Here is a 24,837-nt window from a genome sequence, read left to right on the forward strand (position 1 = left end):
ATGTCGAAGGGAAAAACCTGTGGGAGCCGGCTTGCTGGCGAAGGCGGTGTGTCAGCCACCATTTGCGTGTCTGACGACCTGCATTCGCCAGCAAGCCGGCTCCTACAGTTCCAACGGTGTGGCGCTAGCGACCTGCCTCAATCCAGCGCCTTCCAGATATCGTTGGAGTACTCGCGAATGGTCCGGTCCGAAGAGAACCAGCCCATGCGCGCAGTGTTGAGCACCGCCGAGCGCCACCATTCGCTGGAGTCGTGCCAGCGTTTTTCCACTCTGGCCTGGGCCGCCCAGTACGATTCGAAATCCGCGCAGACAAAGAACCGGTCATAGTCGATCAACTGCTCGATCAGTCCGGCATAACGGTACGGATCGTCCGGAGAGAACACCCCGCCGCGGATTGCCTGTAGCACATCGTTCAGACGTCCCGAAGCGGCAATGTCGTTGTGCGCGTTGAACTCGCCGGCATGCTTGCGGGCTTCCACCTCCTGCGCCGTCATGCCGAAGATGAACATGTGTTCAAGCCCGACTTGCTCGCTCATTTCCACGTTGGCGCCATCCAGGGTGCCGATGGTCAAGGCGCCGTTGAGGCCGAATTTCATGTTGCTGGTGCCTGACGCTTCCAGTCCTGCGGTGGAAATCTGCTCCGACAGATCGGCCGCCGGAATGATGCTTTCGGCCAGGCTGACGTTGTAGTTGGGGATGAACACCACTTTCAGGCGGCCACGCAGGGTAGGGTCGTTGTTCACCGTACGAGCGATGTCGTTGGCCAGTTTGATGATCAGCTTGGCCGAGTGATAGCTGGCCGCTGCCTTGCCTGCAAAGATCTTCACCCGTGGCACCCAGTCGGTGCTTGGGTCGGCGCGCATGGCCTGATACAGGGCCACGGTATGAAACAGGTTCAGCAACTGGCGCTTGTACTCATGAATCCGTTTGACCTGCACGTCGAACATCGCTTCAGGGTTGATCGTGATGCCCATGCGATCCTGAATGATCGCAGCCAGCGCTTGCTTGCTGTGCAGCCGCTGGGTTGCGAACTCTTTCTGGAACGCCGGCTGATCGGCCAGCGGCTCGAGTTTGAGCAGCGCGGTTTCATGGTTGTCCAGCACCTGCTCGCCCAGCTCCTTGACCAGCATGGCGGTCAGTTCGGGGTTGGACTGGAACAGCCAGCGGCGGAACGTGATGCCGTTGGTCTTGTTGTTGATGCGGTCCGGATAAAGTTTGTGCAGGTGCGCGAAAACGGTCTTGCGCATCAGTTGGGTGTGCAGCGCCGAAACACCATTGATGCTGTGCGAGCCAATGAACGCCAGATTGCCCATGCGCACACGTCGGCCGTTGTCCTCTTCGATCAGCGAAACGGCACGCAGCAGGCCGAACAGGTCCGGATCGTCCTTGTGCTCCAGACGAACGTTGTCGATGTGCTGGGCATTGATCATGTAGATGATCTGCATGTGCCGCGGCAGCATGCGTTCCATCAGCCCGACCGACCAGGTTTCCAGCGCTTCGGGCAACAGCGTGTGGTTGGTGTAGGCCAGCGTGCCGACCGTGATCCGCCAGGCTTCGTCCCATTCCACGCCGTTGAGGTCGATGAGGATGCGCATCAGCTCCGCCACGGCGATCGAGGGGTGCGTATCGTTCATCTGGATGGCCGCGTGTTCCGGCAGGCTGTTGATGGTGTAGCCCATGTTCTTGTGTCGACGCAGCAGGTCTTGCAGCGAGGCCGAGACGAAGAAGTATTCCTGACGCAGGCGCAGTTCCTGGCCGGCTTCGGTGCTGTCGTTGGGATACAGCACGCGGGAAATACTTTCGGCGCGCACGACTTCCGCCACCGCACCTACGTGGTCACCGGCGTTGAAGCGCTCCAGGTGCAAATCTTCCACTGCCCGGGCACGCCACAGGCGCAAGGTGTTAACCGCCTTGCCGCGCCAGCCGACCACGGGCGTGTCATAGGCGATGGCGCGCACAGTCTCGCCGGCGGTCCAGATCTGCCGTGTCTCGCCAGAGGCGTCGATGACGGGCGCGCCGGAGGCGTCGAGTACTGGCTGTACGCTGCCGCCGAAACCGATCTGATAGATCACCTCCGGACGTTCGAACTCCCAGGGGTTACCGAAGTCCAGCCAGTTTTCGGTTTGCTCCTGCTGCCAGCCGTCGACAATCGCCTGACGAAACAGGCCGTGCTCATAGCGGATACCATAGCCGTGGCCGGCGATGCCCAGCGTCGACATGCTTTCCATGAAGCAGGCGGCCAGACGGCCCAGGCCACCGTTGCCCAGTGCGGCATCAGGTTCCAGCGCGCGGATTTGTTCCAGATCGACCTTCAGTCCCTTGAGCGCTTCGCGGGCGATTTCCATGATGCCCAAGTTGCTCAGGCTGTCGAACATCAGCCGCCCGATCAGAAATTCGAGCGACAGGTAGTACACCCGCTTTCTTTCCTGCTTGTAGATATAGCGCGTGTGATTCATCCAGCGCTCGGCCATCTTGTCGCGGGTCGCCAGGGCAATGGCCATGAACCAGTCATGGTCGAACGCATGGTCGGCGTCTTTGCCGACGGCATACTCGAGTTTGTTCAGCACAGCTTCACGAAAGGCTGCCACTTCAGCGTCACGAACGTTGGGTTCCGGAGACATCGGGTACGACCTCAAGTTGGTTTGACGATTTAATGGGATTGTTTGACTGTAGGGCGTGTCAGCGGATATGTCCTCCCGAATGAATGAATATCCCCTCACATGACCTCTTTACGACTCACCCAAGGCGGTCTGGTTCGCCGATTTCTCAAGTTGTCAGACGGTTTGGCAGGCTTGCATTGATCGTTCCAATCTCATGGCCGCGCGCAAGATTTTGTTCGTGACCGCGTCCCTGCGGCCCCACGAGTCGTCGGTTTGGCGATTCCAAGGGTGGCTGCCAGGGCCCGCAAGCCGTGCAGCCACAGGGCAGATGGCGCGCCAATATGATCATTTGCCAATTCAGGTTTATGATGCCAAACGGCAGCTAGATAGAAGCCCCTGAATTGGACTTATGGAGCACCTATGCAGACTTTGTACCCGCAGATCAAACCTTATGCCCGGCACGATCTGGCAGTGGAAGAGCCTCATGTGCTGTATGTCGATGAAAGCGGCTCGCCGGAAGGCTTGCCGGTGGTGTTCATTCACGGTGGGCCAGGTGCGGGATGTGACGCGCAGAGCCGTCGCTACTTCGATCCGAACCTGTACCGCATCATCACGTTCGACCAGCGCGGGTGTGGCCGTTCCACGCCTCACGCCAATCTTGAAAACAACACGACCTGGCATCTGGTCCAGGACCTTGAACGGATTCGCCAACACCTGGGCATCGACAAATGGGTACTGTTCGGCGGCTCATGGGGCTCGACCCTGTCGCTGGCCTACGCCCAGGCACACCCCGATCGCGTACACGCGCTGATTCTGCGCGGTATCTTTTTGTGCCGTCCGCAAGAGATCAAGTGGTTCTACCAAGAGGGCGCCAGCCGCCTGTTCCCCGATTACTGGCAGGATTACCTGGCGCCGATTCCGCTCGATGAGCGCGGCGATCTGCTCACCGCTTTCCACAAGCGCCTGACCGGTAATGACCAGATTGCCCAGATGCACGCGGCCAAGGCCTGGTCCACCTGGGAAGGCCGCACCGCCACGCTGCGTCCCAACCCGCTGGTCGTGGACCGCTTCTCAGAGCCGCAACGCGCGCTGTCCATCGCCCGTATCGAATGTCACTACTTCACCAACAACGCCTTCCTCGAAGAAAACCAGCTGATCCGCGACATGCCCAAGATTGCGCACCTGCCGGGGATCATCGTGCACGGCCGATACGATGTGATCTGCCCGCTGGACAACGCCTGGGAATTGCACCAGAACTGGCCCAACAGTGAGCTGCAGGTGATTCGCGATGCAGGTCATGCCGCATCCGAGCCGGGCATCACCGATGCGCTGGTGCGCGCCGCTTCGCAGGTGGCGCGGCGTTTGCTGGATCTGCCACCAGAAGAGGCGTGACACGTCGCGCTGCCTACCTGTTGTAGGAGTGAGCTTGCTCGCGTGGACTTCAGCCCGGACACTGCAATCGTGCTGGGCTATCGCAATCGCGAGCAAGCTCGCTTCTACAGTGAACGGTTGCAAGAACGAGGGCTGTAAATGAAAGGGTTGCTTCAGCGCGTGCAGGGCGCACGCGTGGATGTCGCGGGTGTGACGGTCGGCGCCATCGATCAGGGGCTGCTGGTGCTGGTGGGGGTCGAGCCGCAGGACACGCGCGCCAGTGCCGACAAGTTGTTGCACAAGCTGCTTAACTACCGGGTGTTCAGCGACGCCGACGGCAAAATGAATCTATCGTTGAGCGACGTGGGCGGTGGTCTGCTGCTGGTCTCCCAGTTCACACTGGCCGCCGATACACGCAGTGGCATGCGCCCAAGCTTCTCGAAAGCCGCGCCGCCTGCACTGGGCTCCGAATTGTTCGACTATTTGCTGGAGAAGGCTAAAAACTCGCACGCAACGGTCGCGGCAGGCCAATTTGGTGCAGATATGCAGGTGCATCTGATCAATGATGGCCCTGTGACATTTTTGCTGGAGAGCTAAACCTGCCGTTTTGCCTGTCGTACCCGTATTTAGTAGGCAAAAAGCCATAAATACTTTGCTTCCCCTGATGCGTTGTAACGCGGGCTACTAGATAATCGCGCGCTACAAAGACGGGCTATCGTTCGTCAAAATCGTAAAAACGCAGACTGGTCCGAAATCGTTTGGGGAATCATTGGCCCCTTTCGGAGTCGGAACAATGCTCGCCAACCCGGCATTTGATAGCTGGCCGTTGGTTTCTTCATCTGTTTTCGGCGAGGGTTGCTCGTGATTGTTAGTCCATGTAATGCACCAAAGACCCCTGGCATGCGCCTGCGTAGCGCCTTGTTGGCCGGGTCGGCTTTGTTTTGTCTTTTCGGCGCCGGTCAGCTCTGGGCGTTCGATCTCGACGACGTGGCGACAAAGGCCAAAGAACTGGCCGGACAGAAATTCGTAGCGCCAAAGAGCAACCTTCCGGCGGAATTCCGCGACATGAAGTTTGCCGACTACCAGAAGATTCGCTTCTTGCAGGACAAGGCTGAATGGGCCAATGACAAGACGCCATTCAAGATCTCGTTCTATCACCAGGGCATGCACTTCGACACCCCGGTGAAGATCAACGAAGTCACCTCCACTGCAGTCAACGAGATCAAGTACGACCCGAGTCGTTTCGATTTCGGCGACGTCAAGTTTGATCCCAAGTCCACCGAGAACCTTGGCTATGCCGGTTTTCGCGTCATGTACCCGATCAACAAAGATGACAAGCAAGACGAAATCATGACCATGCTGGGCGCGAGCTACTTCCGCGTGATCGGCAAGGGTCAGGTTTACGGCCTTTCCGCGCGTGGCATGGCCATCGACACCGCGATGCCGTCGGGCGAAGAGTTCCCGCGCTTCACCGAGTTCTGGATCGAGAAGCCCAACACCGATGACAACCATCTGGTGATCTTCGCGCTGCTGGATTCGCCGCGCGCCACCGGCGCCTACAAGCTGACCCTGCGTCCCGGCACCAACACCCTGGTCGACGTGCAGTCGCGCATGTACCTGCGTGACAAGGTTGGCAAACTGGGTGTGGCCCCGCTGACCAGCATGTATCTGTTCGGCGCCAACCAGCCGTCGAAAGTTCTCAACTACCGTCGCGAGCTGCACGACTCCAGCGGTCTGTCGATCCAGGCAGCCAATGGCGAGTGGATCTGGCGTCCGCTGAACAACCCTAAACACCTGGCCGTCAGCAGCTTCTCGGTCGAGAACCCGCGCGGCTTCGGTCTGCTGCAACGTGGCCGCAACTTCAGCCACTACGAAGACCTGGACGATCGCTACGACAAGCGTCCAAGCGCCTGGATCGAGCCTAAGGGCGACTGGGGCAAGGGCACCGTCGATCTGGTAGAGATCCCGACTGCCGACGAAACCAACGACAACATCGTTGCCTTCTGGAAGCCGGAAACCCAACCTGAACCAGGTCAGCCGATCGACTTCAACTATCGCCTGCACTGGACCATGGACGAAGACGCTATCCACTCGCCTGATCTGGGTTGGGTCAAGCAGACCCTGCGCTCCACCGGTGACGTGAAGCAGTCCAACCTTATCCGTCAGCCCGATGGCAGCGTTGCCTATCTGGTGGATTTCGTCGGCCCGACCCTGGCCAAGCTCGGTGAAGACCCGGCGATCCGCAGCCAGGTCACCACTGACGAAAACACCGAGCTGGTCGAGAACAACCTGCGTTACAACCCGGTCACCAAAGGCTGGCGCCTGACGCTGCGGATGAAGATCAAGGACGCCAACAAGTCGGTGGAAATGCGCGCCTATCTGTTGCGCGAAACCCCGGCCGAACCTGGCAAGGAACCTGCGGTCATCACTGCTGACAAATCAGACAAGAAGCCTGAGAAAAAAGCAGACGCCAAACCTGTTGTAGCTGCTGCGCCTAAAGAGGCTGAGATCGTCAAGACCGACGCCGTCAAGGCCGGTGATGCGAAAGACGCCAAGGTCGCCAAAGCCGACGCTAAAGACGCGGCCAAGGCTGATGCTGGCAAAGGCGCCGACGCCAAGGTTGCCGAAGCCAAGACCGACGAGGCCTCCAAGCCTGAAGCCGCTCTGGGCGACGCCGCCAAGGCCAACAAAGGCAGTAAAGAAACCCAGCAGCCAGCGGTAGAGGCTGCATCCACCCAACAGGGTCCGGCCATGAACCAACAGGTTCTGACCGAAACCTGGAGCTACCAGTTGCCAGCCGATGAGTAATTCACAAGCCGTGCCAGAGTCTCTGAACGAGTACCTTGCACACCTGCCAATGAGTGACGAGCAGCGGGCAGAACTTGCCAGCTGCACCTCGTTCGCCGAGCTGCATGAACGCCTTTCGGCGCAGACCATCGCTGATCCTGCCGAAGCCGCTCAGGCTTCGGTGGGCCGTCGTCTGACCTTGACCACCGCTGATGAACTGCAAGAGGCAGAAATGCTCGCTGTAGACGCCAGCGGGCGGGTGACGCTGAAGGCTACGCCGCCGATCCGGCGTACCAAAGTAGTGCCCGAGCCGTGGCGCACCAACATTCTGCACCGCGGCTGGCGGCGGCTGACCGGCAAGAAGAATCCGCCCAAGCCTGCCCACGACGATCTGCCGCGCGAGCTGCCCAAGTCGCGCTGGCGTACGGTCGGCTCGATCCGTCGCTATATCCTGTTGATCCTGATGCTCGGCCAGACCATCGTCGCTGGCTGGTACATGAAAGGCATCCTGCCGTATCAAGGCTGGTCGCTGGTATCGTTCGACGAAATCAGTCATCAGACCCTGTGGCAGACCGCTGTGCAAGTGATGCCGTATGCCTTGCAAACCAGCATCCTGCTGCTGTTCGGGATTCTGTTCTGCTGGGTCTCGGCCGGTTTCTGGACCGCCCTGATGGGCTTCCTGGAGCTGCTCACCGGGCACGATAAATACCGTATTTCCGGTGCCAGTGCTGGCAACGAGCCGATCGAAGCCGGTGCCCGTACCGCGCTGGTCATGCCGATCTGTAACGAAGACGTGCCTCGCGTGTTCGCCGGTCTGCGTGCCACCTTCGAATCGGTTGCCGCGACCGGCGATCTGGATCGCTTCGACTTCTTCGTCCTCAGCGACACCAATGAGACCGACATCGCCGTGGCCGAGCAGCAGGCCTGGCTGGACGTCTGCCGCGAGGCCGGTGGCTTCGGCAAGATCTTCTACCGTCGTCGTCGCCGTCGCGTGAAACGCAAAAGCGGCAACCTCGATGACTTCTGCCGTCGCTGGGGCGGTGACTACCGTTACATGGTCGTGCTGGACGCCGACTCGGTCATGAGCGGTGAGTGCCTGACCAGTCTGGTGCGCCTGATGGAAGCGACGCCGGACGCCGGTATCGTCCAGACCGCGCCACGTGCCTCGGGCATGGACACTCTGTATGCGCGCATGCAGCAGTTCGCCACCCGCGTGTATGGACCACTGTTCACCGCCGGTCTGCACTTCTGGCAGCTGGGCGAATCGCACTACTGGGGTCACAACGCGATCATCCGCATGAAGCCGTTCATCGAGCACTGCGCCCTGGCGCCGCTGCCGGGTAAAGGTGCTTTTGCCGGCGCGATCCTGTCTCACGACTTCGTCGAAGCTGCGCTGATGCGCCGTGCCGGTTGGGGTGTGTGGATTGCCTACGATCTGCCGGGCAGCTACGAAGAACTGCCGCCGAACCTGCTGGATGAACTCAAGCGTGACCGTCGCTGGTGCCACGGCAACCTGATGAACTTCCGCCTGTTCCTTGTAAAGGGCATGCACCCGGTGCACCGGGCGGTGTTCCTGACCGGGGTGATGTCCTACCTGTCGGCGCCGTTGTGGTTCTTCTTCCTGGTGCTGTCCACCGCGTTGCTGGCGGTGAACACGCTGATGGAACCGACCTACTTCATGGAGCCGCGTCAGCTGTATCCGCTGTGGCCTCAGTGGCACCCGGAAAAAGCCGTCGCGCTGTTCTCCACCACAGTGGTGCTGCTGTTCCTGCCGAAGCTGTTGAGTATCGTGCTGATCTGGGCCAAGGGCGCAGTCGGTTACGGCGGCCGGATCAAGGTCACGCTGTCGATGCTGATGGAGATGCTGTTCTCCATGCTGCTGGCACCGGTACGGATGATTTTCCACACCCGTTTCGTCCTCGCCGCATTCCTGGGCTGGGCCGCGACCTGGAACTCGCCGCAGCGTGACGACGACTCCACCCCGTGGAGCGAAGCGCTCAAGCGACATGGTCCGCAAACAGCACTGGGCTTTGCCTGGGCGCTGCTGGTGGCCTGGCTGAACCCGAGCTTCCTGTGGTGGCTGGCGCCTATCGTCGGTTCGCTGATGCTGTCGATCCCGGTGTCGGTGATTTCCAGCCGGACTAATCTGGGCTTGAAGGCACGCGACGATAATCTGTTCCTGATTCCGGAAGAGCACACGCCGCCTCAGGAACTGGTTTCCACCGACCAGTACACCCACGAAAACCGCTGGCACGCGCTGAACGACGGTTTCGTCCGTGCCGTCGTCGATCCGCGGCAGAACGCTCTGGCCTGTGCATTGGCGACTTCGCGTCACCGTCATGCCGAGCCGATCGAGTGGATGCGTGTCGAGCGTGTGCGTCACGCCATCAAGGGCGGTCCGGAGCACCTGAACAATCACGAGCGGCTGCAATTGCTCAGTGATCCGGTAGCGCTGGCTCGGCTGCATGAGCTGGTCTGGGCCGAGGGCAACGCCGCCTGGCTGGATGCATGGAGAGCGTCGGTCGCGGCCGACCCTCACGCGCCGTTGCTGCCGTTGCAGCCAGCCGGCCATGCCAATGAGCAGTCGCTGGTGCATGCCTGAGTGACCCGCTGAAAAAAAACGCCGCCGAGGAGCAATCCCCGGCGGCGTTTTTGTGTGTGCATTGGCCGTGAGCTGCAGGATTGAAGCTTGCTCGCGATGGCGTAGGTCGCTTTAACGCTGTGCTGCGGGACCTGACGCTATCGCGAGCAAGCTCACTCCTACAGGGGGGGCTCAAAGAAGCGTCAGTTGACCCGAAACTGCCCCACCATGTCCTGCAATTGCGTCCCCAGCCGGGCGAGTTCAAGGCTGGAGGCGGCGGTTTCTTCGCTGGCCGAGGCGGTTTGCTCGGACACATCGCGCACGGTCGACACGCTCCGATTGATCTGTTCGGCGACCACGCTCTGCTGCTCGCCAGCGGTGGCGATCTGTTGGTTCATGGTCTGGATCGTCGAGACCGTTCGGGTGATGTGCTCCAGCGCGCTTCCGGCGCGGCGGCTTAGCTCCACGGTGCTGTCGGTGAGGCTGCGGCTGGCATCCAGGGTCGTGACCACCTGTTGCGTGCCATCCTGCAGCGCAGTGATCAGTATTTCGATCTCTTCAGTGGACTCCTGGGTGCGCAGCGCCAGGCTGCGGACCTCATCGGCCACCACCGCAAAGCCGCGCCCGGCCTCTCCGGCGCGGGCCGCTTCGATGGCGGCGTTCAGGGCCAGCAGGTTGGTCTGCTGAGACACCGACTTGATCACATCCAGTACACCCCCGATCTTGTCGCTTTCCTGTTTGAGCTGCCCCACCGCCTTCGTCGAGTTGCCGACCTCTATCGCCAGCCGTTCGATCTGACCAATGGCCTCGGCGACCACCCGGTCGCCTTCGCGCGCCTGCTGGTCGGCCTGCTTTGCCGCCTCACTGGCTTCTTCGGCACTGCGGGCGACTTCCATCACGGTTGCGGTCATCTGATTCATGGCCGCTGCAACCTGATCGGTTTCGGCTTTCTGATTGTTGACCCCGGCGCTGGTCTGTTCGGTCACCGCCGAGAGCTGTGTCGCGGCGCTGGCTATTTGTGTGATGCCGTCACCGATGCCGCCTATCAGGCTGCGCAGCCTGGATGTCATGTCTTGCATGCTGGTCTGCAAGCTGCCCATCTCGTCATGACGCCGAACGTCGAGGTCCACGCTCAGATCGCCACTGGCGATGCGTCTGGCAGCGCTCAGGGTCTGCTGCAGCGGCAGGATGATCTGTCGGGTGATCAACCATGCCGCCAACAGGCCGAGTGTGATCGCCAGTAATGCAACCCCTGCAAGGGTGTTGCGCGACTGGTCCGCCTCACTGTCCCGCCGCTGGCTTTGCTGTGCGCTGATGGCGTTGGTGGAGGCGAGCAGGGTGTCGCCCATCCCTTCCATCGATTCATGCGCAGCTTCGGCCCTGGTCTGCAGCTCCTTCAGTTTATTCAACTGTGCGCGGTAGTCTTCGAGTGACTTGCTTGCCGTCATCAGGATGCCGGCATTGGTATCGGACGGGCTTGCCATGATCTGCGCGACCTCCTTGAGCGCCTGGTCGATGGCAGCCACCGCCGCTGTCTCGGCTGCCTCCCTGCCGCTATGAAGATAGGCCTGAGCCTGGAGTCGGGCGTCCTGCAGGTGTCGGCGCAGTTCAAGGATATTGGTGAATTCGTCCAGTTTCTCCTTGTTGTCCTGCTCTTGGCTGACGGCTTTGAGGACATCGCTTTCGACTTGATCGACGGCCTCGATCACCCCGTCCGACAGGTTCTTCATCTGCAGTCGCGACGCATCTCGAATTTGCAGCAACTGACTCAGATCGCTAAAGGCTTGCTCCAGAGCCCGTACTGTCTCGCTCTGTCTGTTGAGCATTTCAAGGATGTCGGAGGGGTGGTCGTCTTGGCGAAGGGTGACCAGGTGCGCTTCGATTTCGTTGATTCGGGTCGATACCCGTGCAGCACTGTCGGCGCCGTTCTCCATTCGAAACGTGATGCGTTCGGCGCGAAGATCCTTGGTCAGGGCATTGAGCTGAGCGATTGAGGTCAGCGACTCGGAGCGCTCGATCATGGTGTCCAGCCCGTGCCAGCCGGTGAGCGTGATGACCAGTGTCAGCAGCAGCACCGTGCCGAAGCCCAGCGACAGTTTGAGTTTGACGCTGGTATTGGCCAGCGCAGCGTTGATTCCTTGCGACATGATGGGTCTCCTGCGGATGAACGATAAACGCGCATCGGCAGGTGAGGCCGGGTCGTGACCTGAAGCGGGTGTAGGGCATTTCTGAGCGCAGTAGAGAGGTGATGCGGGTCACAGAACGATGACAGGTGAAAGCGATGATTGGCACCACGGGACGAACTGTGCAACGGCTTGATCGTTCCCACGCAGGGCGTGGGAACGAGCACGGTCAGCCTCAAGGCTTACACCCGAAACCGCCCCACCAGCCCCTGCAGATGCGTGCCCAGGCGGGCCAGTTCAACACTGGAGGCAGCCGTCTCTTCACTGGCCGCCGAGGTCTGTTCTGACACATCGCGGACGTTGAGTATGCTGCGGTTGATCTCTTCGGCGGTGGCGCTCTGTTGCTCGGCGGCAGCAGCAATCTGCTGGTTCATGGCCTGGATAGCCGACACGGTTCGGGTAATGCTTTCCAGCGAACCGCCGGCCCGGCGAGTCAGGGCCACGCTGCTGACGGTCAGTTCGCGGCTGTTGTCCATGATCGTCGCCACTTGCTGGGTGCCGTTTTGCAGGCCCGCGATCAACTCTTCGATTTCCTCGGTGGACTTCTGTGTGCGCTGGGCCAGGCTGCGAACCTCATCGGCCACCACGGCAAAGCCACGCCCGGCCTCACCGGCGCGCGCCGCTTCGATCGCTGCGTTGAGGGCCAGCAGGTTGGTCTGTTGGGCCACCGACTTGATCACATCGAGCACGCTGCCGATCTTGTCGCTTTCGCGCTTGAGTTCACCCATGGCTTCGGTGGAATGCCCCACCTCGCTGGCCAGACGCTCGATCTGGGCGATGGCTTCGTTTACCACCTTGTCACCCTCGCGGGCCTGCTGATCAGCGGCGACAGCGGCTTCTGAGGCCTCTTCGGCGTTGCGCGCCACTTCCTGCACCGTGGCGGTCATCTGATGCATGGCCGTGGCCACCTGGTCGGTCTCGACCTTCTGGCTATTGACTCCGGCGCTGGTCTGCTCGGTGACCGCGGACAGTTCCTCGGCGGCGCTGGCGATTTGTGTGACGCTGTCGCTGATACCGCTGATCAGCTCGCGCAGGTTGAGGGTCATGCGCTGGATGCCCCCTTGCAACTGGCCCAGCTCATCGCGCCGGTCGATAGTCAAATTATGGGTCAGGTCGCCCGAAGCAACCCGGTCCACGGCAATCAGCGTGTGCTTGAGTGGCAGGGTGATCTGGCGGGTGATCGCCCATGCCGCGAGCACGCCAAACAGCAATGCCAGAACGGTGGCCAGGCCGAGCATGGACTGGGCCTGCTGACTGTCGGCGTCACGTCTGGCGTTTTGCGAGACGGTCAGCTTGTCGCTCAGGTCCAGCAGCTGCTGACCCAGGTTGCTCATTTTTTCCAGCGCCAGACGGCTGTTCTGCTGAGCGTCGCGGTATTGGCCGACGGCGGCAAGATAACCCTTGAGCGCCAGATTGGCCTTTTGCAATTGTGGGATGTACTGCGAGGAGACGTCGCCTGCCAGCGTATTCACGCCAACGATGGCCTCGTTGATCGCGGCATTGGCACTGGTCTCGAAATCCGGGTTGCCACTGAAGGTGTAGCCGCGGACCTGAAAGCGCGCCTGCTGGATTTGCTTGCTCACACCCACGGCACTGTTGAACTGCAGGATGTTGTCGTGCTGAATCAGCGCCTCTTCGATCTTGTTGACCTGATCGACTGCGGCATCTGCGGTAGTGCCCAGGTTCACGCGACTGGCCTCACGGACTTGAATGGCCTGGGTCATTTCGTCGAAGGCGCGGCGGTAGTCGCCGGCAGCCTGAATCTGAGTGTCCACCAGCTTGAGGTCGTCTGCCGCCACGATCAGGTTGCGCGCAAGTTTCAACGTTGCGTCAAGCTTGCCCAACGCGGTAATGACCTGCGTCGCCGCTTCGCTGCTGTACCGGACTTCATAACCCATGCGCGCGGTACGCAGTTCCAGGGTTTGCTCACTGACCTGCGAGATCGCGGCCAGCCTGTCGCCACGCTTGATCAGGGTGTCGATGCCTGACCAGCCCGTGGCAGTGATGACCAGCGTCAGCAACAGCACCAGACCGAAGCCGATCCCGAGTTTACGACTGACACTCACGTTTCCAAGGCGTTGGGCAGACCAGCGATACATGATGATTCCTTGCGTACTGTTTTTATGGACGTCTGTTTATCGGCCATCATGCCCCAAACTGAAGCACCGTATGGCGGGCGATCCTGCCAAGTGTTGTAGGGGTTTGCGCAGCTTCGAGCGTCGTGATGCAGACACGCGAAATACGATTCCTGTAGGAATGAGCTTGCTCCGCGATCTGCCGGGAACCGGCAGCAAATCCTGCACATTCGGCGTGTCAGGTGTTCCGGGTCGTCAGGTTTGCTGTTGCTGCGCAACAGATCGCGAGCAAGCTCACTCCTACCGGATTCAGGCGTGATCGGGGGCGTCTTAAAACAACCGCGCAAGCAAAGCCGTGACAGCTGTCTCGACCCGCAGGATCCGATCGCCGAGCTGCACCGGGTTGAGGCCCGATTCATGCAGCATGTCGACCTCATACGGAATCCAGCCGCCTTCGGGTCCGATGGCCAGGGTCACCGGCTGATCGACTGCACGCGGGCAGGCGGGGAAGTCCCCTGGATGTCCCACCAGACCCAGCGTGCCGTCGACGATGGCAGGCAAGCGGTCTTCGACGAAGGGCTTGAAGCGTTTCTCGATGAGGATTTGCGGCAGGACGCTATCGCGCGCCTGTTCCAGCCCCAGGATCAACTGCTCGCGGATGGCCTCTGGTTGCAGGAACGGAGTCTGCCAGAAGCTCTTCTCGACCCGGTAACTGTTGACCAGAATGACCTTGGGCACGCCCATGGTCGCCACGGTCTGGAACACCCGACGCAGCATCTTGGGGCGCGGCAGGGCGAGGATCAGGGTCAAGGGCAGTTTGCCGGGCGGCTGCCGATCAAAGACAACCGACAGTTCAGCCTCGCGAGCTTCGAGACGCAGCAGCTGCGCGCTGCCGAGCAGGCCGCCGACGCGACCGACACGCAGGCTGTCACCGACTTCAGAGCGATGCACCTCCTGCATGTGCTTGAGGCGCCGGTCACGCAGGACCACACGGTCAGCCGCGATGAAGTCGGCGTCTTCGAGAAGCAGCAGGTTCACGGCTGGGTCGCTGGCGGCTGGTCTTGCTCGTCTTCGGCTTTTTCATCGTCTTCGTGATCGCCGCGCTTGGTGATCATCGAACTGCACAGCACGCCGATTTCGAACAGCAACCACATCGGCACGGCCAGCAGCGTTTGCGAAAAGATGTCGGGCGGGGTGAGGATCATGCCGACCACGAAGCAGCCAATCACTACGTAGGGGCGGACTTTCTTCAGGTATTTGACGTCGACGATGCCGATCCACACCAGCAGAACCACGGCGACCGGGATCTCGAATGCGACGCCGAACGCCAGGAACAGGGTCATGACGAAGTCCAGATAACTGGCGATGTCGGTCATCATCGACACGCCTTCCGGGGTCACGCTGGCAAAGAAGTGGAAGATCAGCGGGAACACCAGGAAGTAGGCAAAGGCCATCCCGGCGTAGAACAGAATGATGCTGGAGACCAGCAGCGGCACGGCGACGCGCTTCTCGTGCTTGTACAGCCCCGGCGCGATGAAACCCCATATCTGGTGCAGGATCACCGGCATGGCCAGGAACAGCGCAACCATCATGGTCAGCTTGAACGGCGTAATGAACGGCGATGCCACGTCGGTGGCGATCATCGTCGCGCCTTCGGGCAAGAACTTGCGCAGTGGCGCTGAAACGAAGGTGTAGATCTTCTGCGTGAAATAGAACAGCGCGCCGAAGATCACGAAGATCGCCAGCACACAACGCAGCAGGCGCGAACGCAGTTCAGTGAGGTGCGAGACCAGCGGCATTTGCTGGTCGTTTTCCGGAATTTCGCTCATGGGGCTCGCGGTGGCTGTGACGAATCGTTGGCGGAAGGTGCGCTCTGCACGGCAGTGGCCGGTGTGGTCACGGGTGCAGGGGCAGGCGTCGAGACGGGCTGAGCGGGCTCGGCGTGAATCGGCTGCGGGCTGACCGATGCGCTTTCGGCGGGGGCAGCCGGGCCGATATCTGCGCTTGGCGCAGGCGCCAGTGCCGCGCCCATGATCGGCGTGATCGGCTCGCTCGCCGGTGGCGTCTCGCTCGTGACAGGGGGTTGCGCTACAGGCTGGGCGGGCGGTTGCTGCGGCTGCATGATTTTGCGCGCTTCTTCTTCCAGCGAAAGAATGTGCTCGTTGTGCAACTGGCGACGAATCTCGTCAGCGCCGATTTCGCGTTCTACTTCCTGTTTGATCGCGTTGAAGCTGCGTTTCAGACGTCCGACCCACAGGCCGGCAGTACGCGCTGCGCCAGGCAGGCGCTCGGGGCCCAGCACCAGCAGGGCGACGAGGCCGACCAGCAGCAGTTCAGAGAAGCTGATACCAAACATGCGTCACGACCTAGTCTTTGCGGATGGGCTCTTCGACCTTGTGTGCCTGGCCGTCAATGGTTTGCGGCTGATGCAGCGGCTGATTCGGCGCGGTTGGCTGAGCAGTCGGTTGCGGTTGAACCGGCGGTTGCTCGTTAGCCTTTTCATCGTCGTTCATGGCCTTGCGAAAGCCCTTGATCGACTCACCCACGTCGGTGCCCAGGTTCTTGAGTTTCTTGGTGCCGAAGACCAGCACGACGACCACAAGAATGACGATCCAGTGTTTCCAGTCAAAAATGCCCATGACGCGTTCCTCACAAGAAATTCAGGGCCGGCAGGCCCTCGTGTTTATTCCGCCGAACGAGCAGCTTTTTCGGCGTGACCGGACAGCCCGAAGCGGCGATCCAGCTCATCGAGTACGGCTTGCGGATGCTGGCCCAGCGCAGACAGCATGACCAGGCTATGGAACCACAAGTCGGCGGTTTCGTAGATGACATCGCTGCAGTCTCCGCTGACGGCGGCATCCTTGGCGGCGATGATGGTTTCGACCGACTCTTCGCCGACCTTCTCCAGGATCTTGTTCAGCCCCTTGTGATAGAGGCTGGCGACGTAAGAGGAGTCGGCAGCCGCGCCTTTGCGTGCTTCAAGCACCTCCGCCAGGCGAGACAAGGTATCAGTCATGTTCAGTGTCCTGCGTGATAAATGGCGTCGGGGTCCTTGAGGACCGGGTCGACGGTCTTCCATCCGGCGTCGTCATAGACGCGGTAGAAGCAGCTTTCGCGGCCGGTATGACAGGCGATGCCGTCGATCTGTTCGACCATCAGGACGATCACGTCGGCGTCGCAATCCAGGCGCATTTCATGAAGTTTCTGCACATGGCCGGATTCTTCGCCCTTGCGCCATAACTTGCCACGCGAGCGCGACCAGTAGATGGCGCGGTTTTCAGCGGCGGTCAGGCTCAGTGCCTCGCGGTTCATCCAGGCCATCATCAGGATGCGCCCGGTCTTGTGATCCTGCGCGATGGCCGGGACCAAGCCGTCACTGTCCCATTTGATCTCGTCCAGCCAGTCTTTCATCATCGGCTCCGGCCGCTCGCTGTGTAGGAGGGTTAGTGTGCCAGCGGCCAGCGCCGATGGCTATCGGCGAACGACCAGATATAGCCCGGCTACCAGCATCAGCAAGGCGGGCCAGGCGCTCAGCGCCATCAGCTCGTCACCGGTCTGGGTGTGCGCAGTGGCCAGCACCACGCCGCCTGCCAGCAGCCCGGCTCCGATCAGACGCAACGCCCAGTGATCGCCGTTGCGTGTGTAGGGCGGTGGCGGATCGTGGCGGTGCGGCTGGGACAGGCGCTCGAGCAGGTCGCGGGTCATGTTGGCCAGGTGCGGAATCTGCTCGACCTGGGATTGCAGGTTGCCAATCAGCGTCTTGGGGCTCACGCGCTCGCGCATCCAGCGTTCGAGGAATGGCTGCGCGGTGCTCCAGAGGTCCAGGTCAGGGTACAACTGCCGGCCCAGGCCTTCGATATTGAGCAGGGTCTTCTGCAGCAGCACCAGTTGCGGCTGCACTTCCATGTTGAAGCGGCGCGCCGTCTGGAACAGGCGCATCAGAACCTGACCGAAGGAGATGTCCTTGAGCGGTTTCTCGAAGATCGGTTCGCACACGGTACGGATGGCGGCTTCGAACTCATTGAGCTTGGTTTCCGCCGGCACCCAGCCCGAATCGATGTGCAGCTGCGCTACCCGGCGGTAATCGCGCTTGAAGAAGGCGAACAGGTTGCGCGCCAGGTAGTCCTGGTCTTCGGGCGTCAGGCTGCCGACGATGCCGCAGTCGATGGCGATGTATTGCGGGTCCCACGGTGACACGGTGCTGACGAAGATATTGCCCGGATGCATGTCGGCATGAAAGAAGCTGTCGCGGAACACTTGGGTGAAGAACAGCTCCACCCCGCGCTCGGCGAGCTTTTTCATGTCGGTGCGCTGATCGGCAAGGGTCGCAAGGTCAGTGACCTGCACGCCGTAGATGCGCTCCATCACCAGCACTTTGGGGCGGCACCAGTCCCAGTAGACCTGCGGCACGTAGAGCATGCTCGAGCCTTCGAAGTTGCGGCGCAGCTGGCTGGAGTTGGCTGCCTCGCGCAGCAGGTCGAGTTCGTCGTAGATGGTTTTTTCGTAGTCGGCGACCACGTCCACCGGATGCAGCAGGCGGGCGTCGGCCGACAGGCGCTCGGCGATCTTGGCAAGGATGAACAGCCAGGCCAGATCCGAACCGATGATCGGTTTGAGGCCCGGACGCACCACCTTGACCACGACTTCTTCGCCGGTCTTCAGTTGCGCGGCGTGGACCTGGGCCACAGAAGCGGAGGCCAGCGGGGCGACGTCGAAACGGCTGAACACCTGACTGATTTTTGCCCCCAGTTGCGACTCGATCAGGGCGATGGCCTGCTCGGAGTCGAACGGCGGGACCCGGTCCTGCAGCATCATCAGCTCATCGGCGATGTCTTCCGGGAGCAGGTCGCGTCGGGTCGAGAGCAGCTGTCCGAACTTGATGAAGATCGGCCCCAGGTCCTGCAGTGCCAGACGCAGGCGCGCGCCGCGGGTCAGTTCGCTCTTGCGTCGCGGAAGCCAGCGCCACGGCAGGACGTAGCGCACGGCGAGCAGCCACCAAGGCAAAGGCAGGGCGAACAACAGGTCATCGAGGCGGTAACGGATTACGACACGCTGGATGCGAAACAGGCGGCGGACGGCAAGCAGGCTCATGCGTTATCGCTGGATTTAAGGGATTGGGCCAGACGCTCGAAGCGGGCTTCGAGGCGTTCCAGGTCTTGTTTGGTCTGGTCCAGCTCGGCGAAGCGGGCTTCAGCCTCGCGCTTGCCGACCAGCGTGCGGGATTCTTCGGCCAGGTAATCGGCCAGGTTCTGGCTCAGGCTGGCAAGGCTGGCGGCGGACCAACGGGCGCTGCTGCGCAGATGCCCGCCAATCAGCGGTGCCGCGACCGGACCGAGCCAGCGTTGCAGCTCGTATTCCCAGTCCAGGTCCAGGTCCTGCAAGATGCCGGTCAGTTCGAGCAGCACAGCGCTTTCGCCCTCCAACTCGACCTGCGGGCTGTGCAGTACGGCGTTCTTGTCCTTGCTCATGGCCAGGCGCATGAGGCTTGCAGCGGGCGCGCGCAGGGTGACGTCGGCACCGCCTTCCCAGTGGGCGGCGAGCATCAGGCCTTCGTCGCTGGGCAGGATGTACAGATCAAACGCCGGGCTGGTGCACTCGACCGCCACCACCTTGCCGCTCAGGCGATCAAGGCGTGGCAGTGCCGTGCTGTCCATCTGCAACACCCGATTGATGCCGTGCTCGACGCTGGCGAGCAGCCCGCTGATCAGCATCAGGGCTTGATGCCGCGGTGCAGGGCGACGATGCCTGAGGTCATATTGTGATAGGTCACGCGGTCGAAACCGGCTTCTACCATCATCGATTTCAGGGTTTCCTGATCCGGGTGCATGCGGATCGATTCGGCCAGATAGCGATAGCTTTCCGAATCGTTGGTGATCAGCTTGCCCGCCAGCGGCATGAAGGCGAAGGAGTAAGCATCGTAGACCTTGGACATGACCTTGTTGGTCGGCTTGGAGAACTCCAGCACCAGCAGCCGGCCGCCCGGCTTGAGCACGCGCAGCATGGAGCGGATGGCGTCTTCCTTGTGCGTGACATTGCGCAGGCCGAAGGCGATGGTCACGCAGTCGAAGTGGTTGTCCGGGAACGGCAGCTTTTCGGCGTCGGCCTGGACGAACTTGATGTTGCCGGCCACGCCGCGATCAAGCAGGCGGTCGCGGCCGACCTTGAGCATCGAGGCGTTGATGTCGGCCAGCACCACTTCGCCGGTCGGGCCGACCAGGTGCGAGAACTTCTTGGCCAGATCACCCGTACCGCCGGCGATGTCCAGCACGCGGTTACCGGTGCGAACCCCGGAAAGCTCGATGGTGAAACGCTTCCAGAGGCGATGCATGCCGCCGGACAGCACGTCGTTCATCAGGTCGTACTTGGCGGCAACGGAGTGGAAAACCTCGGCGACTTTGTCGGCCTTCTGGCTCTCTGCTACGGTTTTGTAGCCGAAATGGGTGGTGGGTTCGGCATCGCTGCCTTTGCGCGGATCGTTCATATCGCTGTCACCGGAATAAAGTGCGGCCATTCTAATCGTCGAGGCTGGCTTTGTCTTGACAAGGCTCACCGCCAACAGTTTCTTCGCTGGGCGCCGCTGGTATAGTGGCCCGACGATTTACCAGGATGAAGGAGCCTGCCGATGGCCCGAATTACCGTAGAACGCCCGCATGCGCTGGGTAAGGACAAGGCCCGCGAGAAAGCTGAGGTCATGCTGCAGAAACTCTCCGACAAATACGGCATCGCCCACGAGTGGGACGGCGATACGGTTGCGCTGGAAGGCAAGGGCGCCAAGGGTACGGTCGATGTCGAAGATGATCGGGTGCGGGTCAACATCGAACTCAACTTCTTCCTGTCCGCCATGAGCGGCTCGATCCAGTCGGAAGTCGAGAAGCAGCTGGATAAAGTGCTGACGGCCTGATTACACATCGTCGCCTTCACGCAATAGGCTGTAGGAGCCGGCTTGCCGGCGAACGCGGTGTTCCCGGCGCTGTTGATGTGACGGATCCAGCGCATTCGCCAGCACGCCGGCTCCTATGGCCGTCGGCCAGAAGCAGGCCCTCATTCGGCGCAATGCCTGAGGTGTTCGGCGTTTTTTCACAGCCACCCCAACCTAGGGTGAGCTTTCTAATTTTTCCCTCTACTTTGTGCCATGCCCCGGTTTTCCATGGGGCGGTTCCTCTTTCCCTTTCGAGCGTGAGGTGCACCATGGTCAACAAAGTGATCCTGAAGAAGAAAATCGAAGCCGAGGAAGCGAAGACGTTTTCCGAGGTTCGATTCTACGCCCGCAAGATCTGGCTCGCGGGCCTGGGGGCTTACGTCAAGGCCGGGCAGGAAGGTGCCGACTACGTCAAAGAGCTGATCAAGACCGGCGAGCAGACGGAAAAACAGGCGAAGAAAGTCATCGATGAAAAGGTCGAGGCCGCCAACAGCGAGATCGAGTTGGTCAAGGGCGAGGCCAGAGGTGAGGTCAGCAAAGTCAAAGGTCGGGTGGAAGTGCAGCTCGACAGAATCGAAAGTGCCTTCGACCGCCGTGTGGCCAGCGCCTTGAATCGCATTGGCATTCCGTCTAAACATGATGTTGAGACACTCTCTGCTAAGCTCGATGAGCTGACGGCATTGCTCGAACGTGTCGCGCGTAAACAATAAGGAGAGCGGGATGGCTGGCAAGAAGAAATCTGAAAAAGAAGGCAGCTCCTGGATTGGCGAGGTGGAGAAATACTCCCGCCAGATCTGGCTGGCTGGTTTAGGCGCTTACTCGAAGATCAGCAATGACGGCAGTAAGCTTTTCGAAACGTTGGTCAAAGATGGCGAGAAGGCCGAAAAGGAAACCAAGGCCACTGTCGGCAAGACTGTCGATACCGCCAAGTCCTCCACCAAGTCGCGGGTCGGCGACGTGAAGGATCTGGCGTTGGGCAAATGGGGCGAACTGGAAGGGGCTTTCGACAAGCGCCTTAACAGCGCGATTTCCCGTCTGGGTGTTCCAAGCCGGAACGAAGTCAAAGCCCTGCACAGCAAGGTCGACTTGTTGACCCGGCAGATCGAGAAGTTGACCGGTGCATCGGTCACGCCAATCTCGAAAACCGCAGCAGTTAAACCCGCAGCCAAGCCGGCAACCAATGGCGTCGCCAAGCCTCTGGTCAAAGCGGCGGCCAAGCCGGTCGCCAAGGCGGCGAGTACGGTAGCCAGCAAAACCGCAGCGGCCAAACCTGCGGTGGCCAAGGCCGCGGCCAAACCGGTGGCGGCAGCCTCCAAGGCAGCGGCTTCCACCGCCGCCAAGGCAAAAAGCGTTGCCGCCAAACCTGCCGCCAAGCCTGCACCGAAGGCCGCCGCCAAACCGGCTGCAAAGCCAGCGGCGAAACCTGCGGCGGCGAAGAAACCGACAGCCGCGAAAAAACCTGCGGCCGCCAAGCCGGCAGCGGCTGCGAAACCGGCTGCAGCAACGCCGGCTCCAAGTGCCAGCGCTGCCTCGGCACCGACCCCGCCACCCGCAGCTTCGTCGACAGCCTCCACGGCATCGACCCCGTCCAGCCAGTCCTGATTCAAGGCTGGCAACACCCAAACCCGATCTGTGCAAGCAGGTCGGGTTTTTACATTGCTGGCGAACCTGCCTCGGTCCGGAGGGCGTGGGAGCTTGCTTGCCAGCGATCTGCCGGCACCGGCAGCGGGAACCATTCAATCTGTCCGCATCAGGTACACCGCATTCATCGGCTTAGCTACCGCTTGGCGGCAGATCGTCGGCAAGCCTGACTCCCGCGCCTTCGGCAGAATCAAAAGGCGTGTGTGTATCCTGAGCTCAATCCTCCAGATAATGCAGCGCCAGTTTTTCTGCCGCGTGCCTGGCGCCGGGTATCAGGTGCGGCGCCACCAGCATCATGATCTGGTAGACCACTACCCGGGTTTCACCTTCCCGATCGAGGATGCGCTGGTAGTCCAGTGAGAACAGCAAGGTCATGGTGATCTGCTCCACCAGTTGCCCCAGGGCCTGAGTGTCACTGGTGACCTGACCTTCTGCCTTCAGCCGGGCGAGCAATGAGGCGAGGGTGCGCTTGAGCGCATTGAGCAGATTGCGGATGCCGCGAGCCAGCTTGGGCAGGCGGCTGGCGAGGTTCGACAGGTCCTGGAACAGGAAGCGGTAGTGCGACAGGCGTTCGACGATCAGATGCAGGAACAGCCAGTAGTCCTCGGCATCCAGACGCGCATCGGCCGGGGGGTCGAGCAGCGGCGCCAGCTCATGCCCGAAGCGCTCGAACAGCTCCATCACCAACGGCTCCTTGCCGTGAAAGTGGTAGTAGAGATTGCCGGGACTGATCTCCAGTTCGTTGGCAATTTCCAGGGTCGATACATTGGGTTCGCCCTGTTGGTTGAACAGCAGCAGGGCGCAGTCGAGTATGCGGTCGCGGGTCTTCATCCAGTCTTCTTAGTTCGGTGTTGCGGTTTTCAAACAAAAAGGGGCGTCTGCCACGCTGCCGTTCTGTAGCCGTCCGGCTCGCCGGCGGTGGCGGCCTCACGATCGCGGTCGCCGACAAGCCGGACTGCTACAGGCGTTTACCCTTCAGATCGAGCGTGTTCAGCGGACCCGCACATACGTCCCCGGCGCGGCCTCCATGGGTGGGTAGTTCTGGTTGCCCAGGGTCATCAGGGTTTCGTGCTGGGTGCCTGAGCGCTCCTGAATCCAGCTCAGCCAGCTCGGCCACCAACTGCCCTCGGTACGCTCGGCGTCGTAGTACCAGGCGCGCGGGTCGCTGCTCAACTTGCCGTTCTCGACGAAGTTGGCCTTCGGGTTGCTGGGGGGGTTGAGGATGCTCTGCACATGGCCGCTGTTGGAAAGCAGAAAGCGCCGGTTGCCGCCCAGCAGCAGCGTCGAGCGATAGACCACGTCCCACGGGGTGATGTGATCGTTGATGCCGGCGACGCTGAAGCTGTCCACCGTGACCTTCTGCAGATCGATAGGCGTGCCACAGACCTCCAGGCCGCCGGCATGAGTCAGTGGGTTGTGCTTGAAGAAGTCCAGCAGGTCGCCATGCAAGGCAGCAGGCAGGCGTGTGCTGTCGTTGTTCCAGTAAAGGATGTCGAAGGGCGGCGGCGCCTTGCCCAACAGGTAATTGTTGACCCAGTAGGTCCAGATCAGATCGTTGGGGCGCATCCAGGCAAACACCTTGGCCAGTTCCTTGCCGTCCAGCACGCCCCGTTGGTACGAGCGACGCTTGGCGGCTTCCAGCGTCTGCTCATCGATGAACAGCGTCGCCGGGCTTTCGATCTGGCTGTCCAGCAGGCTGACCAGATAGCTTGCGCTGGACACCCGGCGCATCTGGCGCTTGGCCTGTAGATGGCCCTGCAGAGCGGCGATGGTCAGACCGCCCGCGCAGGCGCCCATCAGGTTCACTTCCCGTGCGCCGGTGATCGCCCGGCAGACGTTCATCGCTTCTTCGGCGGCCTCGACATAGGTGGACAGGCCCCATTCGCGATGACGCACATCCGGATTGCGCCAACTGATGATGAAGGTCTGCAGCCCATTCTTCAGGGCGTATTGGACGAAGCTGTTGGCGGGGCTCAAGTCGAAGATGTAGTACTTGTTGATCTGCGGCGGCACGATCAACAGTGGCCGAGCGTACTGCTTTTCGCTCATTGGCTTGTACTGGATCAGCTCCAGCAGCTCATTGCGAAAGACCACCGCACCCGGCGTGACGGCCAGGGTCCGGCCGATTTCGAAGGCGTCTTTGGTGGTCTGGCTGGGCAGGCCGTTGTTGTGCAGGAAGTCATCGAACATGTGGCTCAGCCCCTTCACCACACTGCTGCCGCCGGAGTTGAACAGCTCTTTGACGGCCAGCGGGTTGAGCAGGCTGTTGGTGGGCGCCAGGGCATCGTTGAGCAGCGCGAAAATGAATTGCGCACGCGAGCGATCATCCTCGGAAAGATCGCTGTCCTTGATCCAGTCGCGCACTTGGTGCTGCCAGCTCAGATAGGCCTGAAGCCCGCGGCGGTACAGCGGGTTGTGGGCCCAGGTCGGGTCGCTGAAACGCGTGTCGTGGGGGTGCGGCTGATACGGCGTTTCGCCCAGCATCACCCGGCCCAGTTGGCCGCCCAGGGCGAGCGCGTGTCGTGCCGTATACACCGGGTGTTTGAGCCCTTGCAGTGCCACGTTGCGCAAGGTCGAAAACAGGTCCCTGCCGCGCAAGCCGGTGATTGCACTTTGCGCATTGATGAAAGTGGCGGGCGTCGGGTAGGGATTTTTCGCCGGTTTGTCTCGCATGGGTCAA

Annotated in this window: 21 protein-coding genes and 1 pseudogene; 7 read left to right on the forward strand and 15 right to left on the reverse strand. The window is 61.1% G+C overall.

What is annotated here, in order from left to right; all coding sequences use genetic code 11:
- Positions 1-137: 137 nt before the first annotated feature.
- Complete coding sequence (locus tag ACI2KS_RS15535; protein ID WP_404621711.1) at positions 138-2,621, reverse strand: glycogen/starch/alpha-glucan phosphorylase; 2,484 nt, start codon at positions 2,619-2,621, stop codon at positions 138-140.
- 399 nt (positions 2,622-3,020) lie between these two features.
- Between ACI2KS_RS15535 and pip the strand changes: the two genes are divergently transcribed.
- The 4 genes from pip (at position 3,021) to mdoH (ending at position 9,360) form a co-directional block, all read left to right on the forward strand.
- Positions 3,021-3,992, forward strand: coding sequence for a prolyl aminopeptidase (gene pip, locus ACI2KS_RS15540; protein WP_404621713.1), 972 nt, complete (start codon positions 3,021-3,023; stop codon positions 3,990-3,992).
- A gap of 138 nt (positions 3,993-4,130) precedes the next feature.
- Positions 4,131-4,568, forward strand: a complete 438-nt coding sequence (gene dtd / locus ACI2KS_RS15545) for a D-aminoacyl-tRNA deacylase (RefSeq protein WP_404621715.1) — start codon at positions 4,131-4,133, stop codon at positions 4,566-4,568.
- 303 nt (positions 4,569-4,871) lie between these two features.
- Positions 4,872-6,779 (forward strand): glucan biosynthesis protein G, encoded by a 1,908-nt coding sequence (locus ACI2KS_RS15550; protein WP_404621717.1) that lies wholly within the window; start codon positions 4,872-4,874, stop codon positions 6,777-6,779.
- Positions 6,772-9,360 (forward strand): glucans biosynthesis glucosyltransferase MdoH, encoded by a 2,589-nt coding sequence (mdoH, locus tag ACI2KS_RS15555; RefSeq protein ID WP_404621719.1) that lies wholly within the window; start codon positions 6,772-6,774, stop codon positions 9,358-9,360. The genes ACI2KS_RS15550 and mdoH overlap by 8 nt, the downstream gene beginning before the upstream one ends.
- Positions 9,361-9,542: 182 nt before the next feature.
- Here mdoH and ACI2KS_RS15560 read toward each other — a convergent pair whose 3' ends face one another.
- The 12 genes and pseudogenes from ACI2KS_RS15560 to ubiE all read right to left on the reverse strand — a co-directional run bounded on the left by ACI2KS_RS15560 (position 9,543) and on the right by ubiE (position 20,078).
- The gene (locus tag ACI2KS_RS15560; protein ID WP_404622179.1) at positions 9,543-10,418 is read right to left on the reverse strand and encodes a methyl-accepting chemotaxis protein; all 876 of its coding nucleotides are present in this window, start codon (positions 10,416-10,418) and stop codon (positions 9,543-9,545) included.
- Positions 10,404-11,486, reverse strand: a pseudogene (locus ACI2KS_RS15565) (methyl-accepting chemotaxis protein); the annotation flags it as partial. The pseudogene ACI2KS_RS15565 and the gene ACI2KS_RS15560, both read right to left, overlap by 15 nt.
- 218 nt (positions 11,487-11,704) lie before the next feature.
- A complete protein-coding gene (locus ACI2KS_RS15570; protein WP_404621721.1) occupies positions 11,705-13,621 on the reverse strand; it encodes a methyl-accepting chemotaxis protein in 1,917 nt (638 codons plus the stop codon).
- Between the two features lie 306 nt (positions 13,622-13,927).
- Positions 13,928-14,635 (reverse strand): 16S rRNA (uracil(1498)-N(3))-methyltransferase, encoded by a 708-nt coding sequence (locus tag ACI2KS_RS15575; RefSeq protein ID WP_404621723.1) that lies wholly within the window; start codon positions 14,633-14,635, stop codon positions 13,928-13,930.
- Complete coding sequence (gene tatC, locus ACI2KS_RS15580) at positions 14,632-15,426, reverse strand: twin-arginine translocase subunit TatC (protein WP_404621725.1); 795 nt, start codon at positions 15,424-15,426, stop codon at positions 14,632-14,634. Before tatC ends, ACI2KS_RS15575 begins: the two co-directional genes overlap by 4 nt.
- Positions 15,423-15,953 (reverse strand): Sec-independent protein translocase protein TatB, encoded by a 531-nt coding sequence (gene tatB, locus ACI2KS_RS15585; RefSeq protein WP_404621727.1) that lies wholly within the window; start codon positions 15,951-15,953, stop codon positions 15,423-15,425. The genes tatC and tatB overlap by 4 nt, the downstream gene beginning before the upstream one ends.
- Positions 15,954-15,963: 10 nt before the next feature.
- A complete protein-coding gene (locus ACI2KS_RS15590) occupies positions 15,964-16,236 on the reverse strand; it encodes a twin-arginine translocase TatA/TatE family subunit (RefSeq protein ID WP_404621729.1) in 273 nt (90 codons plus the stop codon).
- A gap of 44 nt (positions 16,237-16,280) precedes the next feature.
- The gene (locus tag ACI2KS_RS15595) at positions 16,281-16,613 is read right to left on the reverse strand and encodes a phosphoribosyl-ATP diphosphatase (RefSeq protein WP_404621731.1); all 333 of its coding nucleotides are present in this window, start codon (positions 16,611-16,613) and stop codon (positions 16,281-16,283) included.
- A gap of 2 nt (positions 16,614-16,615) precedes the next feature.
- Positions 16,616-17,008 carry a phosphoribosyl-AMP cyclohydrolase gene (hisI, locus tag ACI2KS_RS15600; RefSeq protein ID WP_404621733.1) on the reverse strand — a complete coding sequence of 131 codons (393 nt, stop codon included), beginning with the start codon at positions 17,006-17,008 and terminating at the stop codon, positions 16,616-16,618.
- A 60-nt stretch (positions 17,009-17,068) separates the two neighbouring features.
- Positions 17,069-18,688, reverse strand: a complete 1,620-nt coding sequence (gene ubiB, locus ACI2KS_RS15605; RefSeq protein WP_404621735.1) for a ubiquinone biosynthesis regulatory protein kinase UbiB — start codon at positions 18,686-18,688, stop codon at positions 17,069-17,071.
- Complete coding sequence (locus ACI2KS_RS15610) at positions 18,685-19,308, reverse strand: SCP2 domain-containing protein (protein ID WP_404621737.1); 624 nt, start codon at positions 19,306-19,308, stop codon at positions 18,685-18,687. The genes ubiB and ACI2KS_RS15610 overlap by 4 nt, the downstream gene beginning before the upstream one ends.
- The gene (ubiE, locus tag ACI2KS_RS15615) at positions 19,308-20,078 is read right to left on the reverse strand and encodes a bifunctional demethylmenaquinone methyltransferase/2-methoxy-6-polyprenyl-1,4-benzoquinol methylase UbiE (protein ID WP_404621739.1); all 771 of its coding nucleotides are present in this window, start codon (positions 20,076-20,078) and stop codon (positions 19,308-19,310) included. The genes ACI2KS_RS15610 and ubiE overlap by 1 nt, the downstream gene beginning before the upstream one ends.
- Positions 20,079-20,219: 141 nt before the next feature.
- On the opposite strand from ubiE, the gene ACI2KS_RS15620 reads away from it, so the two are divergent.
- The 3 genes from ACI2KS_RS15620 to ACI2KS_RS15630 all read left to right on the forward strand — a co-directional run bounded on the left by ACI2KS_RS15620 (position 20,220) and on the right by ACI2KS_RS15630 (position 22,118).
- Positions 20,220-20,498: a polyhydroxyalkanoic acid system family protein gene (locus ACI2KS_RS15620; RefSeq protein ID WP_404621741.1), complete on the forward strand. Its 279-nt coding sequence runs from the start codon at positions 20,220-20,222 to the stop codon at positions 20,496-20,498.
- Between the two features lie 287 nt (positions 20,499-20,785).
- Entirely contained in the window at positions 20,786-21,226 is a 441-nt protein-coding gene (locus tag ACI2KS_RS15625; RefSeq protein ID WP_404621743.1) for a phasin family protein, read from the forward strand.
- 10 nt (positions 21,227-21,236) lie between these two features.
- Positions 21,237-22,118, forward strand: a complete 882-nt coding sequence (locus ACI2KS_RS15630) for a phasin family protein (protein WP_404621745.1) — start codon at positions 21,237-21,239, stop codon at positions 22,116-22,118.
- Between the two features lie 255 nt (positions 22,119-22,373).
- On the opposite strand, the gene ACI2KS_RS15635 is transcribed toward ACI2KS_RS15630, so the two are convergent.
- Together ACI2KS_RS15635 and phaC are read right to left on the reverse strand one after the other, a co-directional pair.
- The gene (locus ACI2KS_RS15635; RefSeq protein WP_404621747.1) at positions 22,374-22,988 is read right to left on the reverse strand and encodes a TetR/AcrR family transcriptional regulator; all 615 of its coding nucleotides are present in this window, start codon (positions 22,986-22,988) and stop codon (positions 22,374-22,376) included.
- Positions 22,989-23,147: 159 nt separating this feature from the next.
- A complete protein-coding gene (gene phaC, locus ACI2KS_RS15640; RefSeq protein ID WP_404621749.1) occupies positions 23,148-24,830 on the reverse strand; it encodes a class II poly(R)-hydroxyalkanoic acid synthase in 1,683 nt (560 codons plus the stop codon).
- Positions 24,831-24,837: the final 7 nt, after the last annotated feature.

It is taken from the genome of Pseudomonas sp. NPDC087358 (assembly GCF_044900785.1).
In the GTDB taxonomy this organism is placed as follows: domain Bacteria; phylum Pseudomonadota; class Gammaproteobacteria; order Pseudomonadales; family Pseudomonadaceae; genus Aquipseudomonas.

Bases quoted from the DNA above. Each gene is read 5' to 3' on its own strand.
- ACI2KS_RS15535 (WP_404621711.1), bottom strand. From the start codon at position 2,621: ATGTCTCCGGAACCCAACGTTCGTGACGCTGAAGTGGCAGCCTTTCGT.
- pip (WP_404621713.1), top strand. From the start codon at position 3,021: ATGCAGACTTTGTACCCGCAGATCAAACCTTATGCCCGGCACGATCTG.
- dtd (WP_404621715.1), top strand. From the start codon at position 4,131: ATGAAAGGGTTGCTTCAGCGCGTGCAGGGCGCACGCGTGGATGTCGCG.
- ACI2KS_RS15550 (WP_404621717.1), top strand. From the start codon at position 4,872: ATGCGCCTGCGTAGCGCCTTGTTGGCCGGGTCGGCTTTGTTTTGTCTT.
- mdoH (WP_404621719.1), top strand. From the start codon at position 6,772: ATGAGTAATTCACAAGCCGTGCCAGAGTCTCTGAACGAGTACCTTGCA.
- ACI2KS_RS15560 (WP_404622179.1), bottom strand. From the start codon at position 10,418: ATGCAAGACATGACATCCAGGCTGCGCAGCCTGATAGGCGGCATCGGT.
- ACI2KS_RS15570 (WP_404621721.1), bottom strand. From the start codon at position 13,621: ATGTATCGCTGGTCTGCCCAACGCCTTGGAAACGTGAGTGTCAGTCGT.
- tatC (WP_404621725.1), bottom strand. From the start codon at position 15,426: ATGAGCGAAATTCCGGAAAACGACCAGCAAATGCCGCTGGTCTCGCAC.
- tatB (WP_404621727.1), bottom strand. From the start codon at position 15,953: ATGTTTGGTATCAGCTTCTCTGAACTGCTGCTGGTCGGCCTCGTCGCC.
- ACI2KS_RS15590 (WP_404621729.1), bottom strand. From the start codon at position 16,236: ATGGGCATTTTTGACTGGAAACACTGGATCGTCATTCTTGTGGTCGTC.
- ACI2KS_RS15595 (WP_404621731.1), bottom strand. From the start codon at position 16,613: ATGACTGATACCTTGTCTCGCCTGGCGGAGGTGCTTGAAGCACGCAAA.
- hisI (WP_404621733.1), bottom strand. From the start codon at position 17,008: ATGAAAGACTGGCTGGACGAGATCAAATGGGACAGTGACGGCTTGGTC.
- ubiB (WP_404621735.1), bottom strand. From the start codon at position 18,688: ATGAGCCTGCTTGCCGTCCGCCGCCTGTTTCGCATCCAGCGTGTCGTA.
- ACI2KS_RS15610 (WP_404621737.1), bottom strand. From the start codon at position 19,308: ATGCTGATCAGCGGGCTGCTCGCCAGCGTCGAGCACGGCATCAATCGG.
- ubiE (WP_404621739.1), bottom strand. From the start codon at position 20,078: ATGAACGATCCGCGCAAAGGCAGCGATGCCGAACCCACCACCCATTTC.
- ACI2KS_RS15620 (WP_404621741.1), top strand. From the start codon at position 20,220: ATGGCCCGAATTACCGTAGAACGCCCGCATGCGCTGGGTAAGGACAAG.
- ACI2KS_RS15625 (WP_404621743.1), top strand. From the start codon at position 20,786: ATGGTCAACAAAGTGATCCTGAAGAAGAAAATCGAAGCCGAGGAAGCG.
- ACI2KS_RS15630 (WP_404621745.1), top strand. From the start codon at position 21,237: ATGGCTGGCAAGAAGAAATCTGAAAAAGAAGGCAGCTCCTGGATTGGC.
- ACI2KS_RS15635 (WP_404621747.1), bottom strand. From the start codon at position 22,988: ATGAAGACCCGCGACCGCATACTCGACTGCGCCCTGCTGCTGTTCAAC.
- phaC (WP_404621749.1), bottom strand. From the start codon at position 24,830: ATGCGAGACAAACCGGCGAAAAATCCCTACCCGACGCCCGCCACTTTC.